Source organism: Campylobacter volucris, from assembly GCF_008245045.1.
GTDB classification, from domain to species: Bacteria; Campylobacterota; Campylobacteria; order Campylobacterales; family Campylobacteraceae; genus Campylobacter_D; species Campylobacter_D volucris.
Window position 1 is genome coordinate 399,894 of the sequence record NZ_CP043428.1, and the last position, 14,927, is coordinate 414,820.

Sequence of the window (14,927 nt, forward strand, 5' to 3'; positions counted from 1 at the left end):
GAAAAATATGGCTAAAGAAAAGTTTTCACGAAATAAGCCTCATGTTAATATCGGTACTATCGGTCACGTTGATCATGGTAAAACTACTTTAACAGCTGCGATTTCTGCTGTTCTTTCTAGAAGAGGTTTGGCTGAGCTTAAAGATTATGACAATATCGATAATGCTCCAGAAGAAAAAGAGCGTGGTATTACTATCGCTACATCACACATTGAATATGAAACAGAAAATCGCCACTATGCGCATGTTGACTGTCCAGGACACGCTGACTATGTTAAAAATATGATCACTGGTGCTGCTCAAATGGATGGAGCTATTCTTGTTGTTTCTGCAGCAGATGGCCCAATGCCACAAACTAGAGAGCATATTCTACTTTCTCGTCAAGTAGGTGTTCCATATATTGTAGTATTTATGAACAAAGCAGATATGGTTGATGATGCTGAGTTATTAGAATTAGTTGAAATGGAAATTAGAGAATTATTAAGCTCTTATGATTTCCCAGGTGATGACACTCCTATTATTTCAGGTTCAGCATTACAAGCACTTGAAGAAGCTAAAGCAGGTCAAGATGGTGAATGGTCTAAAAAGATTTTAGATCTTATGGCCGCGGTTGATGATTACATCCCAACTCCTACTCGTGATACAGATAAAGATTTCTTAATGCCAATTGAAGATGTTTTCTCAATTTCTGGTCGTGGTACTGTTGTTACAGGTAGAATTGAAAAAGGTGTTGTAAAAGTTGGTGATACTATCGAAATTGTTGGTATTAGAGATACTCAAACAACAACTGTAACTGGTGTTGAAATGTTTAGAAAAGAAATGGATCAAGGTGAAGCAGGTGATAATGTTGGCGTGCTTCTTCGTGGTACTAAAAAAGAAGATGTTTTACGCGGTATGGTTCTTGCTAAACCAAAATCAATCACCCCGCATACAGACTTTGAAGCTGAAGTTTATATTTTAAATAAAGATGAAGGTGGTCGCCACACTCCATTCTTTAACAATTATAGACCACAATTTTATGTAAGAACGACAGATGTTACAGGTGCGATTAAACTTGCTGATGGTGTTGAAATGGTTATGCCAGGTGAAAATGTAAGCATTACTGTAAGTCTTATTGCTCCAGTTGCACTTGAAGAAGGCACTCGTTTTGCTATCCGTGAAGGTGGCCGTACTGTTGGTTCAGGTGTTGTTTCTAAAATTATTAAATAATCATAAGCGAGATTTTTCTCGCTTTTTATAAGGATAAAAATGAGAATTAAAGTTGGTTTAAAGTGTGAAGAGTGTGGAGATATTAACTATAGCACATTTAAAAATAGTAAAAATACAACTGAAAAGTTAGAATTAAAAAAATATTGCCCAAGATTAAAAAAACACACTATTCATAAAGAAGTTAAATTAAAAAGTTAAGGCTTTTTAAGCCCTTAGGGCAATAGCTCCAATGGTAGAGCGCCGGATTCCAAATCCGATGGTTGGGGGTTCGAATCCCTCTTGCCCTGCCACAAAATAAGGTTAAGTATGGAAAAAATAATAACTTATTTTAAATTATCAAAAGCTGAATTAGGAAAAGTGATTTGGCCTTTAAAAGAACAGGTTAGAAATGCCTATATTACAGTTTTTGTTGTTGTTGCTGTTGTTTCATTGTTTTTGGCATTAGTGGATTTACTTATGTCGTTTTCGTTATCTAAAATTATAGGATAATAAAAATGAATCATAAATGGTATGCAATTCAAACTTATGCTGGTAGTGAAATGGCGGTAAAAAGAGCTATTGAAAATTTAGTAAGAGATCATGGAATTCAAGATCGCTTGCTTGAAGTTATAGTTCCAACTGAAGATGTAATTGAATTTAAAAATGGTAAAGAAAAAATAAGCGAAAGAAGTTTATACTCAGGTTATGTTTTTGCAAATATTGATTTATCAACAGAGCTTTGGCATAAAATTCAATCTTTGCCAAAAGTGGGTCGTTTTATTGGTGAAAGTAAAAAGCCGACTCCATTAAGTGAAAAAGATATTAATCTTATTTTAGAAAAGGTGAAAAATAAAGCAGCACCTAAACCTAAAATTTCATTTGATAAAGAAGAGAGTGTAAGAATTACTGAAGGTCCTTTTGCAAATTTTGTTGGTATAGTAGAAGAATATGACATGGTAAGAGGTGTGTTGAAATTAAATGTTTCCATTTTTGGAAGATCAACACCTGTAGAAATTTTATATTCTCAAGTTGAAAAAATTGTTTGATAATTAAGTAAAGGAGAAGGTTATGGCTAAAAAAGTCGTAGGTGAAATTAAATTACAAATAGCTGCTACTAAGGCTAATCCATCACCTCCAGTTGGTCCTGCTTTAGGTCAACAAGGTGTGAATATAATGGAATTTTGTAAAGCATTTAACGAAAGAACCAAAGATATGGCTGGTTTTAATATCCCAGTTGTTATCACTGTTTATGCTGATAAAAGTTTTACATTTATCACAAAACAACCACCAGCTACAGATTTAATTAAAAAAGCTGCTGGTATAAGCAAGGGAGCTGATAATCCACTTAAAAATAAAGTTGGAAAATTAACCAAAGCTCAGGTTTTAGAAATTGTTGATAAAAAAATTGCTGACATGAACACAAAAGATAGAGAACAAGCTGCTAAAATCATAATGGGTTCAGCTCGTTCTATGGGTGTTGAAATAGTAGATTAATACTCTTTACCGCCAAGAGTATAAAAAGGCGGAAGCACTTTATATAAAATGCGGAGAAAATTGATGTCAAAAAATACTAAAAGATTTACTGAATTATTAAAAAAAGTTGATGCAAATAAAAATTATTTAATGGATGAAGCAATCACTACTGTAAAAACTCTTGCTTCTGCGAAATTTGATGAAACTGTTGAAATTGCATTAAAATTAAATGTTGATCCAAGACATGCTGATCAAATGGTAAGAGGTAGTGTAGTATTGCCTAGCGGTACAGGAAAAAAAGTTCGTGTGGCTGTTATTGCTAAAGATGCTAAAGCAGATGAAGCAAAAAATGCAGGTGCTGATATAGTTGGTAGTGATGATTTAGTAGAAGAAATTCAAAAAGGTAATATGAATTTTGATGTTTTAATCGCAACACCGAATTTAATGGGCTTAGTTGGTAAAGTTGGTCGTATTTTAGGACCAAAAGGTTTAATGCCAAATCCAAAAACTGGAACTGTTACTATGGATGTAGCACAAGCTGTAAATAATGCTAAAAATGGTCAAGTAAATTTCCGTGTAGATAAACAAGGAAATATCCATGCTGGACTTGGAAAAGTTAGTTTTACTCAAGAGCAATTAAAAGAAAATATGGTTGCTTTTATAAAAGCGATTAATAAACATAAGCCTGCAGCGGCAAAAGGAAGATATATCAAAAATGCTTCTCTTTCTTTAACTATGAGTCCTTCTCTTTCTTTAGATACTCAAGAGCTTCTTGATACAAAATAATTAATGAGAGTTTTTCTCTCATTAATAAAATTTAGATAAAATAATCGATTGTTTTATTTTATCTAAATTTTATCTTAGATTGGAGATAGCCGAGGTCTTTGACTTAATTAGATTTTCTACTCTGCTTGAAATCACCGGTCGGAAAGGAGTAAAGATGACAAAAAGCCAAAAAATTGAACTTGTTTCTAAACTTGAAGATAGTTTTAAAGCTAGCGAAGCTGTTGTAGTTTGTAACTATAAAGGTTTACATACTAAAAAGCTTGAAGAGTTGAGAAACAATGCAAGAGAAATGGGTGTTAAAGTTCAAATCATTAAAAATACTTTAGCAAGTATAGCTCTTAAAAATGCCGGCAAAGATGGAATGGAACTTAAAGATACAAATATTTATCTTTGGGGAGAAGATCAGTTAAATGTTTCAAAAGTTGCTGATAAATTTAGCGAAGCAAATCCATCATTTGAAATTAAAACAGCATTTATTGATGGCGAAGTTGCTGCTGTTAGCAAAGTTAAAGCTCTTGCTAAAATGCCTTCTCGCAACGAGTTGCTTGCTATGCTTTTGCAAGTTTGGAATGCGCCAATTACCAATTTTACAATTGGATTAAATGCATTAAAAAATAAAAAAGAATCAGAATAAAATTATAAAAAGGATAAAAAATGGCAATTACTAAAGAAGATGTATTAGAATTTATTTCAAATTTAAGCGTTCTTGAGTTATCAGAATTAGTAAAAGAATTCGAAGAAAAATTTGGTGTTTCTGCTGCTCCAGTAATGGTTGCTGCTGGCGGTGCTGCTGGCGGTGCTGCTGGCGGTGCTGCTGAAGAAAAAACTGAATTTGATATTGTTTTACAAGATGGCGGAGACAAAAAAATTAATGTAATTAAAGTTGTTCGTGCTTTAACTGGTCTTGGCTTAAAAGAAGCAAAAGATGCTGTTGAGCAAACTCCATCAGTTCTTAAAGAAGGTGTTAGTAAAGCAGAAGCTGAAGAAGCTAAAAAACAACTTGAAGAAGCTGGTGCTAAGGTTGAGCTTAAATAATTTTAAATTTGACAAAAGAAAGGATGAAAATCCTTTCTTGTTTTCCTTATATTAGGATCCTTTCTTACAATACTTTTACCATGGGGTATAAAAATGTTAAATACACAATCAGGAAATCGTTTAAGAATAGACTTTTCGAATGTTCCTCAGCAAATAGACATTCCAAATTTATTACAATTACAAAAAAAGAGTTTTGATTATTTTTTAAATGTAGATGCAAAAAATTCTGAAAGTGGAATTGAAAAAGTTTTTAAATCAATTTTTCCAATCCATGATCCGCAAAATAGATTAAGTTTAGAATATGTTAGTAGTGAAGTAGGTAAGCCAAAATATACTATTAGAGAATGTATGGAAAGAGGCTTGACTTATTCAGTAAATTTGAAAATGAAAATACGCCTTACTTTGCATGAAAAAGATGAAAAGACAGGTGAAAAAATTGGTATAAAAGATATTAAAGAACAAGAAATTTATATTAGAGAAATTCCTTTAATGACAGATAGAATTTCTTTCATTATTAATGGAGTTGAAAGAGTTGTAGTAAATCAACTTCACAGAAGTCCAGGTGTTATCTTTAAAGAAGAAGAAAGCTCGACTGTAGCTAATAAATTAGTTTATACTGCTCAAATAATTCCAGATCGTGGTTCTTGGCTATATTTTGAATACGATGCAAAAGATGTTTTATATGTGCGTATTAATAAAAGAAGAAAAGTGCCTATTACGATTTTATTTAGAGCTCTTGGATACAAAAAACAAGATATTATAAAATTATTTTATCCTATTCAAACTATACATGTTAAAAAAGATAAATTTTTAACCCAATTTAATCCAAATGATTTCCTTGATAGAGTTGAATATGATTTAAAAGATGAAAAAGGAAATATTATCCATCAAGCTGGCAAAAGAATGACTAAGAAAAAAGCAGAACAGCTTATTAAAGATGGTCTAAAATGGGTTGAGTATCCAGTTGAAATTTTAACTAATAGATATTTAGCAAATCCAGTTATTAATAAAGAAACAGGTGAGGTGCTATTTGATTCTTTAACTTTACTTGATGAAGCAAAATTAGCCAAAATTAAAGAAGAAAAACAATTTGATATTGCAAATGACTTAGCAAATGGAGTAGATGCTGCAATTATAAATTCATTTATCCAAGATAATGAAACATTAAAATTATTAAAGCAAACAGAAAATATTGATGATGAAAATGATTTAGCAGCAATTAGAATTTATAAGGTTATGAGACCTGGTGAGCCTGTGGTAAAAGATGCTGCTAAAGCTTTTGTAAATGATTTATTTTTTAATCCTGAAAGATACGATTTGACTAAAGTTGGTCGTATGAAAATGAATCATAAATTAGGATTAGATACACCTGAGTATGTTACGGTTTTAACTAATGAAGATATAGTAAAAACAGCAAAATATCTTATAAAAGTTAAAAATGGTAGAGGTCATATAGACGATAGAGATCATTTAGGTAATCGTCGTATTAGATCTATTGGAGAGCTTTTAGCAAATGAATTGCATGTTGGTCTTGCTAAAATGCAAAAATCTATTAGAGATAAATTTACTGCTTTAAACACTGATATCGATAAAGTTATGCCTTATGATTTAATAAATCCTAAAACTATAACGGTAACTATTATGGAATTTTTCACTGGTGGGCAATTGTCTCAATTTATGGATCAAACCAATCCTTTGAGTGAAGTAACTCATAAACGCCGTTTATCAGCACTTGGAGAAGGAGGTTTGGTAAAAGAAAGAGCTGGATTTGAAGTGCGTGATGTCCATGCAACTCATTATGGTAGAATTTGTCCAGTTGAAACTCCAGAAGGTCAAAATATTGGTTTGATTAATACTTTATCAACTTATGCTAAGGTAAATGATTTGGGTTTTGTTGAGGCACCTTATAGAAAAGTTGAAAATGGAAAAGTTAGCAATGAAATTATTTATCTTACGGCTACTCAAGAAGAAGGGTTGATTATAGCCGCAGCTTCTACAAAGATAGACAATAAAGGAAATATCGTAGAAGAATTTGTAGAAGCTAGACAAGATGGCGAAACAATTTTGGCTAGAAAAGAAGAAGTGCAATTAATCGATCTTTGCTCTGGTATGATTGTGGGCGTTGCAGCATCTTTGATTCCATTTTTAGAGCACGATGATGCAAATAGAGCTTTGATGGGTTCAAACATGCAGCGTCAAGCTGTTCCGCTTTTAAGAGCTGAAGCTCCAATTGTCGGTACAGGTATGGAAAAAATCATAGCTCGTGATGCTTGGGAAGCAATAAAAGCTAAAAGAGCAGGTATAGTTGAAAAAGTGGATAACAAAAATATATTTATTTTAGGTGAAGATGAAAATGGACCTTTTATAGATCATTATAAAATGGAGAAAAATTTAAGAACCAATCAAAATACAACCTTTATCCAACATCCTATAGTAAAAAAAGGTGATTTTGTTCAAGCAGGACAAATCATTGCAGATGGTCCAAGTATGGATCAAGGTGAACTTGCTATTGGTAAAAATGCACTGATTGCTTTTATGCCTTGGCATGGTTATAACTATGAAGATGCTATAGTAATTAGTGAAAAAATTCTAAGAGAAGATACTTTTACTAGTGTTCATATCTATGAAAAAGAAGTTGAAGCTAGAGAATTAAAAGATGGTGTAGAAGAAATTACCAAAGATATTCCAAATGTTAAAGAAGATGATTTAGCTCATCTTGATGAAAGTGGTATAGCAAAAATAGGAACACATATTAAACCAGGAATGATTTTAGTAGGTAAAGTTTCTCCAAAAGGAGAGGTGAAACCAACTCCAGAAGAAAGACTTTTAAGAGCTATTTTTGGTGAAAAAGCTGGCCATGTGGTAAATAAATCTTTATATGCAACTGCTTCTATGGAGGGTGTTGTTGTTGATGTGAAGATTTTTACCAAAAAAGGTTACGAAAAAGATGCTAGAGCTATAAAAGCTTATGATGAAGAAAAGTTAAATTTAGAAAAAGAGCACCATGATAGACTTTTAATGATGGATAGAGAAGAAACTTTAAGAGTTTGTTCTTTACTGTCTAAGTCTGCTTTAAATTCAGATGAAGAAATAAATGGTAAAAAATACAAAAAAGGTGCAAAGGTTGATATTAAAGAACTTGAAAAAATTAATCGCTTTGCGCTAAATTCTTTGGTAAAAGCATATTCTAAAGATGTTCAAAAAGAATACGAAGAATTAAAAAATCATTTCCAAAATGAAAAGAAAAAATTAAAAACAGAACATGATGAAAAACTTGAAATTTTAGAAAAAGATGATATTTTACCAAGTGGTGTGGTCAAGCTTGTAAAAGTTTATATAGCAACCAAAAGAAAACTCAAAGTTGGTGATAAAATGGCTGGACGCCATGGAAATAAAGGTATAGTTTCAAATATCGTTCCTGAAGTTGATATGCCATATTTACCTGATGGAAGACCTATTGATATAGCTTTAAACCCTTTGGGTGTTCCAAGTCGTATGAATATTGGCCAAATTCTTGAAAGCCACTTAGGTATAGTTGGCATGAGACTTGGTGATCAAATTCAAGAAATATTTGACAAAAAACAAAAAGATTTTATTAAACAATTGCGCACAAAAATTCTTGAAATTTGTAGCGTGTCAAGATTGACTTTAGAAAAGAAATTTGTAGAAAGTTTAAATGATGATCAATTAATTGCCTATGCAAGAGATTGGACTAAAGGTGTTAAATTTGCAACTCCTGTTTTTGAAGGTGTAACTGTTGAAGAATTTGGCAAGCTTTTTGAAATGGCAAAAATAGCTATGGATGGAAAAAGCGAGCTTTATGATGGAAGAACTGGAGAAAAAATGGCAGAGCGTGTGCATGTAGGATGTATGTATATGTTAAAACTTCATCACTTAGTAGATGAAAAAGTTCACGCAAGAAGCACAGGGCCTTATAGTCTTGTTACCCAACAGCCTGTTGGTGGTAAAGCTTTATTTGGTGGGCAAAGATTTGGTGAAATGGAAGTTTGGGCTTTAGAAGCTTATGGTGCTGCACATACTTTAAGAGAGATGTTAACAATAAAATCTGATGATGTTGAAGGTAGATTTAGTGCTTATAAAGCTTTAACAAAAGGTGAGAATGTTCCAGCTACGGGTATCCCAGAAACATTCTTTGTACTTACAAATGAATTAAAATCTCTTGCTTTAGATGTTGAGATTTTTGATAAGGATGAGAATAATGAGTAAATTTAAACCTATCGAAATAAAAGAAGATGGCAGACCAAGAGACTTTGAAGCTTTTCAATTAAGACTTGCAAGTCCAGAAAAAATTAAATCTTGGTCTTATGGTGAAGTAAAAAAACCTGAAACCATTAATTATAGAACTTTAAAGCCTGAAAGAGATGGTTTGTTTTGTGCAAAGATATTTGGTCCTGTTAGAGATTATGAGTGTCTTTGTGGTAAATATAAAAAAATGCGTTTTAAGGGCATTAAATGTGAAAAATGTGGTGTAGAAGTTACAAGCTCAAAAGTGCGTCGTTCTAGAATGGGGCATATTGAATTAGTAACTCCTGTAGCTCATATTTGGTATGTAAATTCTTTACCTAGTCGTATTGGAACTTTACTTGGTGTTAAGATGAAAGATTTAGAACGCGTATTGTATTATGAAGCGTATATAGTTGAAAATCCAGGTGAAGCATACTATGATAATGAAAATTCTAAAAAAGTTGAATTTTGTGATGTTTTAAATGAAGAACAATATTTAAATTTAATGCAACGCTATGAAAGTAGTGGTTTTAAAGCTAGAATGGGTGGAGAAGTTGTTAGAGATTTACTAGCAAATTTGGATCTTGTTGCGCTTTTAAATCAATTAAAAGAAGATATTGCTTCAACTAATTCTGAAGCAAAGAAAAAAACTATTATTAAACGCTTAAAAGTAGTTGAGAATTTTTTAAATAGTAATTTAAATAGTAATACAAATAGTGATGAAGTAGTGCCAAATCGCCCTGAATGGATGATGATTACAAATTTACCAGTTTTACCACCAGATTTAAGACCTTTAGTAGCTTTAGATGGTGGAAAATTTGCAGTTTCTGATGTGAATGATTTATATAGAAGAGTTATTAATAGAAATACTCGTTTAAAAAGGCTGATGGAGCTTGATGCGCCAGAAATCATTATAAGAAACGAAAAAAGAATGCTTCAAGAGGCTGTTGATGCTTTATTTGATAATGGTAGAAGAGCAAATGCTGTAAAAGGTGCAAACAAGCGTCCATTGAAATCTTTAAGCGAGATTATAAAAGGTAAACAAGGTCGTTTTAGACAAAATCTTTTAGGTAAAAGGGTGGATTTTTCAGGTCGTAGCGTTATTGTTGTGGGTCCAAAACTTAGAATGGATCAATGTGGTCTTCCTAAAAAAATGGCTTTAGAATTATTTAAACCACATTTATTAGCAAAGCTTGAAGAAAAAGGTTATGCAACTACTGTAAAACAAGCTAAAAAAATGATAGAAAACAAAACTAATGAAGTTTGGGAGTGTTTAGAAGAGGTAGTTAAAGGTCACCCTGTTATGCTTAATCGTGCTCCAACTCTTCATAAGCTTTCTATACAAGCATTTCATCCAGTACTTGTTGAAGGTAAAGCCATACAACTTCATCCTTTAGTTTGTGCTGCTTTTAATGCTGACTTTGATGGTGATCAAATGGCTGTTCATGTGCCTTTATCTCAAGAAGCAATTGCTGAATGTAAAGTGTTGATGCTTTCTTCTATGAATATATTATTACCTGCTAGTGGTAGATCAGTAACTGTTCCATCTCAAGATATGGTTTTAGGAATTTATTATTTATCTTTAGAAAAAGATGGTGCTAAAGGTGAGCATAAAATTTGCACTGGTATAGAAGAAGTAATGATAGCTTTAGAAGCTAAATCTTTAGATATACATGCAAGTATTAAGAGTGTCGTTGATGGTAGAAAAGTTACTACAACTGCTGGTAGATTGATTATTAAATCTATCTTACCTGATTTTGTTCCAGAAAATATGTGGAATAAAGTTATGAAGAAAAAAGACATTGCTGCTTTGGTTGATTATGTGTATAAAGTAGGCGGATTAGAAGTTAGCGCAAGCTTTTTAGATAAGCTTAAAGATCTTGGGTTTGAATATGCTACAAAAGCAGGTATTTCAATATCAATAGCAGATATAATCGTGCCAGAGCAAAAACAAAAAAATATTGATGAAGCAAAAAAACAAGTTAGAGAAATTCAAAATTCATATAATTTAGGACTTATCACTTCAGGTGAAAGATACAATAAAATCATTGATATTTGGAAAAGTACTAATAATATTCTTTCTAAAGATATGATGGATTTAATCAAAAAAGATAAAGAAGGATTTAATTCTATTTATATGATGGCTGATTCTGGTGCTAGAGGTTCTGCTGCTCAAATTTCTCAGCTAGCTGCTATGAGAGGTTTGATGGCAAAACCTGATGGTTCTATTATAGAAACGCCTATTATCTCAAATTTCCGTGAAGGACTTAATGTTCTTGAGTATTTTATTTCTACTCATGGTGCTAGAAAAGGTTTGGCAGATACTGCTTTAAAAACAGCAAATGCGGGTTATTTAACAAGAAAACTTATAGATGTTGCTCAAAATGTAAAAGTTACTATAGATGATTGTGGTGCACATGAAGGTGTTGAAATCAATGAAATTACAGCAGATGGTGTGGTAATTGAAACTTTAGAAGAGAGAATTTTAGGAAGAGTTTTAGCTGAAAATATTATTGATTCTATTACGAATGAAATTTTATTTTCTGAAGGCACTTTGATAGATGAAGAAAAAGCAAAAATTATAGTTGAAAGTGGCGTAAAAAGTGTAAGCATAAGAACCCCTATCACTTGTAAAGCTAAAAAAGGTGTTTGTTCAAAATGCTATGGTATTAACTTAGGCGAAGGAAAGCTTGTAAAACCAGGTGAAGCAGTAGGTATTATCTCAGCTCAATCAATTGGAGAGCCTGGAACTCAGCTTACTCTTAGAACTTTCCATAGTGGTGGTACAGCAAGTACTGATTTACAAGATCGTCAAGTTGTGGCTCATAAAGAAGGTTTTGTGAGATTTTATAATTTAAATACTTACAAAGATAGACAAGGTAAAACTATCGTTGCAAATCACCGCAATGCTGCTGTTTTACTTGTAGAACCAAAAATTAAAGCGCCTTTTAAAGGTGTGATTAATGTTGAGTATGCTTATGAAGATGTGATTGTAAGTATAAAAAATAAAAATAATGAATCAAAATTCATCTTAAGAAAATATGATCTAGCTAAAGCTAATGAGCTTGCTGGAGTTAGTGGAAATATTGAAGGAAAATTATATATTCCATATAACAATGGAGATGAAGTTGGTGAAAATGAAAGTATTGTAGAAGTCATCAAAGAAGGTTGGAACATACCAAATCGTATTCCATATGCAAGTGAATTACTTGTAAATGATGGCGATCCAATAACTCAAGATATCATTGCTGGTGCAAAAGGAACTTTGAAATTTTATATTCTTAAAGGTGATGGTTTAGACAGAATTAAAAACCTCAAAAAAGGTGATATAGTTAAAGAAAAAGGTGTATTTGTTGTAATTGCTGATGAAAATGATCGTGAAGCAAAAAGACATTATATACCAAGAGATTCTGTGATTGAATTTAATGATAGCTCAGTGATTAGTGATCCTAAGACTATTATTGCTAAATCAAGCAAAGAAGATAAAGTAGTAATTGCTGAATGGGATGCTTATAATAATACTGTTATTGCTGAGATAAATGGAACTATCAGCTTTGAAGATATAGAATCAGGTTATAGTGCTGATGAGCAAATTGATGAAGCAACAGGTAAGAGATCTTTAGTGATAAATGAATATTTACCAAGCGGAGTGCGCCCTGCTATCTTAGTTTTAGGAGATAAAGGAAAAATGATCCGTTATCAATTAGAGCCTAAGACTGTTATTTATGTAAATGATGGCGATAAAGTTAAGCAAGCTGATATTTTAGCTAAGACTCCAAAAGCTGCTACAAAATCAAAAGATATTACAGGTGGTCTTCCAAGAGTTTCAGAATTATTTGAAGCAAGAAAACCAAAAAATACTGCGGTTATCGCTGAGATAGATGGTGTTGTAAGATTTGACAAGCCTTTAAGATCTAAAGAAAGAATTATCATTCAAGCTGAAGATGGCAGTAGTGCAGAATATTTAATTGATAAATCAAGACGCATTCAAGTAAGAGATGGAGAATTTATCCATGCAGGTGAGAAATTAACCGATGGTGTTGTTTCAAGCCATGATGTACTTAGAATTTTAGGTGAAAAAGCGTTGCATTATTATCTTATATCAGAAATTCAGCAAGTTTATCGTGGGCAGGGTGTTGTAATTTCAGATAAACATATTGAAATTATAGTTTCTCAAATGTTAAGACAAGTAAAAATAGTAGATAGTGGTCATACTAATTTTATAGTTGGAGATTTGGTTTCAAGAAGAAAATTCAGAGAAGAAAATGAGAGAATTTTAAAATATGGTGGAGAACCAGCTGTAGCTGAGCCAGTTTTACTTGGTGTAACAAGAGCAGCTATAGGTAGCGATAGTGTGATCTCTGCTGCTTCTTTCCAAGAAACAACTAAAGTTTTAACAGAAGCTAGTATTGCTGGTAAATTTGATTACTTAGAAGACTTAAAAGAAAATGTTATTTTAGGTCGTATGATACCTGTTGGTACTGGGCTTTATGGAGAGCAAAATTTAAAACTTAAACAGCAAAATTAGTATTTTATCCTAGCATTTTTGCTAGGATTTTTTTGGAATTTTTATGTTTAAAAAAGTTAATTTAGATAAATATAAAAGAAAAGAGCATTTTGAGTTTTATACACAAAATATTCCATGTTCTTTTGAACTTACTGTTAAATTAAATATCACCTCTTTTTATTCTTTTATATGTAAAAATAATTTAAAATTTTATCCTTGTTGGATTTATTGTATTAGTAAAAGTGTAAATCAATTTGAAGAATTTAGGTTAAGCTTGGATGAGAATGAAAAATTGATATGTTACGATATTATTCATCCTTCTTATACAATTTTTCATAAAGATACTAAAACTTTTTCTGTTCTTTGGACTACATATCAAAAAGATTTAAAAGATTTTTTAAATCTATATGAAGAGGATATAAGATTATTAGAAAATAACAAACAAATGTTTATAAAAAATATCATCAATAATACTTTTAATATTTCTGCTATTCCTTGGATAGCTTTTGAGAATTTTTCATTACACTTACCTAAAAAAGATAAATACTATTTTCCCATTTTTACTAGCGGTAAAATCATTAAAGAAAACAATAATATTTTAATTCCTTTTAGTATAAATGTAAATCATGCAGTTAATGATGCTTATCATGTGAGTGTGTTTTTAAATAAGTTACAACAAGAGCTTGATAGTTTATAATTTTATAAGTAAAATTTAGATAATATCTAAAGTTTATTATTTTATTAATGAAAGGAATTACTGTGCCAACCATAAATCAATTGGTTAGAAAAGAGCGTAAAAAAGTTTTAGAAAAATCTAAATCTCCAGCGCTTAAAAATTGCCCACAAAGAAGGGGAGTTTGCACTAGGGTTTATACTACAACCCCTAAAAAACCAAACTCAGCGTTAAGAAAAGTTGCCAAAGTAAGACTTACAAGTGGCTTTGAGGTTATTAGTTATATTGGTGGTGAAGGTCATAACTTACAAGAACATAGTATTGTTTTAGTAAGAGGTGGTAGGGTAAAAGACTTACCAGGTGTTAAGTACCACATCGTTCGTGGTGCATTAGATACTGCAGGTGTTGCAAAAAGAACAGTTTCTCGTTCTAAGTATGGTGCTAAACGCCCTAAAGCAGCTGCTAAGTAATCAATATACAGACAAATCCGTTAGATTTGATTTTGTTTGAGTAAAATTATAAATTTGAAGGAATAATTATGAGAAGAAGAAAAGCTCCGGTAAGAGAAGTCTTGCCTGATCCGATTTATGGAAATAAAGTAATCACAAAATTCATTAATTCTTTAATGTATGATGGTAAAAAAAGCACAGCTACTACTATAATGTATGGTGCTTTAGAAGCTATTGATAAAAAAGGTGGCGAAAAAAAAGGTATTGAAATTTTTAATGATGCTATAGAAAATATAAAGCCTTTATTAGAAGTTAAATCTCGCCGTGTTGGTGGAGCTACATATCAAGTTCCAGTTGAAGTTCGTCCGGCTAGACAACAAGCTTTAGCTATAAGATGGATTATATCTTTTGCTAGAAAAAGAAGCGAAAGAACAATGATAGAAAAATTAGCAGCTGAGTTATTAGATGCTGCAAATAGCAAAGGTGCTTCATTTAAGAAAAAAGAAGATACATATAAAATGGCTGAAGCAAATAAAGCATTTGCTCACTATCGTTGGTAATAAGGAGAAGAAA

General features: G+C 31.7%; 13 protein-coding genes and 1 tRNA gene. All 14 read left to right on the top strand.

The features are described from left to right. The first annotated feature begins 7 nt into the window (after positions 1-7). The 14 genes from tuf (at position 8) to rpsG (ending at position 14,914) form a co-directional block, all read left to right on the top strand. On the top strand, positions 8-1,207 hold the full coding sequence (tuf, locus tag CVOLT_RS02180) for an elongation factor Tu (RefSeq protein WP_039665247.1): 1,200 nt from the start codon (positions 8-10) through the stop codon (positions 1,205-1,207). 39 nt (positions 1,208-1,246) lie between these two features. Continuing rightward, entirely contained in the window at positions 1,247-1,405 is a 159-nt protein-coding gene (gene rpmG / locus CVOLT_RS02185; RefSeq protein WP_012661178.1) for a 50S ribosomal protein L33, read from the top strand. Between the two features lie 16 nt (positions 1,406-1,421). Then, positions 1,422-1,497 (top strand) — tRNA-Trp (locus tag CVOLT_RS02190). Between the two features lie 16 nt (positions 1,498-1,513). Next, positions 1,514-1,696: a preprotein translocase subunit SecE gene (gene secE / locus CVOLT_RS02195; protein ID WP_039665248.1), complete on the top strand. Its 183-nt coding sequence runs from the start codon at positions 1,514-1,516 to the stop codon at positions 1,694-1,696. 5 nt (positions 1,697-1,701) lie between these two features. Next, entirely contained in the window at positions 1,702-2,232 is a 531-nt protein-coding gene (nusG, locus tag CVOLT_RS02200) for a transcription termination/antitermination protein NusG (RefSeq protein ID WP_039665249.1), read from the top strand. Between the two features lie 22 nt (positions 2,233-2,254). After that, positions 2,255-2,680, top strand: coding sequence for a 50S ribosomal protein L11 (rplK, locus tag CVOLT_RS02205; protein ID WP_012661181.1), 426 nt, complete (start codon positions 2,255-2,257; stop codon positions 2,678-2,680). 63 nt (positions 2,681-2,743) lie between these two features. Further along, complete coding sequence (gene rplA, locus CVOLT_RS02210) at positions 2,744-3,445, top strand: 50S ribosomal protein L1 (protein WP_039665250.1); 702 nt, start codon at positions 2,744-2,746, stop codon at positions 3,443-3,445. 154 nt (positions 3,446-3,599) lie between these two features. Next, positions 3,600-4,079, top strand: a complete 480-nt coding sequence (gene rplJ / locus CVOLT_RS02215) for a 50S ribosomal protein L10 (protein ID WP_039665251.1) — start codon at positions 3,600-3,602, stop codon at positions 4,077-4,079. A 20-nt stretch (positions 4,080-4,099) separates the two neighbouring features. Continuing rightward, positions 4,100-4,480, top strand: coding sequence for a 50S ribosomal protein L7/L12 (gene rplL / locus CVOLT_RS02220; protein WP_039665252.1), 381 nt, complete (start codon positions 4,100-4,102; stop codon positions 4,478-4,480). 93 nt (positions 4,481-4,573) lie between these two features. Continuing rightward, positions 4,574-8,707 (top strand): DNA-directed RNA polymerase subunit beta, encoded by a 4,134-nt coding sequence (gene rpoB / locus CVOLT_RS02225; protein WP_039665253.1) that lies wholly within the window; start codon positions 4,574-4,576, stop codon positions 8,705-8,707. Next, positions 8,700-13,253, top strand: a complete 4,554-nt coding sequence (rpoC, locus tag CVOLT_RS02230; protein ID WP_039665254.1) for a DNA-directed RNA polymerase subunit beta' — start codon at positions 8,700-8,702, stop codon at positions 13,251-13,253. The genes rpoB and rpoC overlap by 8 nt, the downstream gene beginning before the upstream one ends. Positions 13,254-13,296: 43 nt before the next feature. Then, positions 13,297-13,929, top strand: coding sequence for a chloramphenicol acetyltransferase (locus tag CVOLT_RS02235; RefSeq protein ID WP_039665255.1), 633 nt, complete (start codon positions 13,297-13,299; stop codon positions 13,927-13,929). 62 nt (positions 13,930-13,991) lie between these two features. After that, complete coding sequence (gene rpsL / locus CVOLT_RS02240; protein WP_012661187.1) at positions 13,992-14,375, top strand: 30S ribosomal protein S12; 384 nt, start codon at positions 13,992-13,994, stop codon at positions 14,373-14,375. A 68-nt stretch (positions 14,376-14,443) separates the two neighbouring features. After that, on the top strand, positions 14,444-14,914 hold the full coding sequence (gene rpsG / locus CVOLT_RS02245; RefSeq protein ID WP_012661188.1) for a 30S ribosomal protein S7: 471 nt from the start codon (positions 14,444-14,446) through the stop codon (positions 14,912-14,914). Positions 14,915-14,927: the final 13 nt, after the last annotated feature.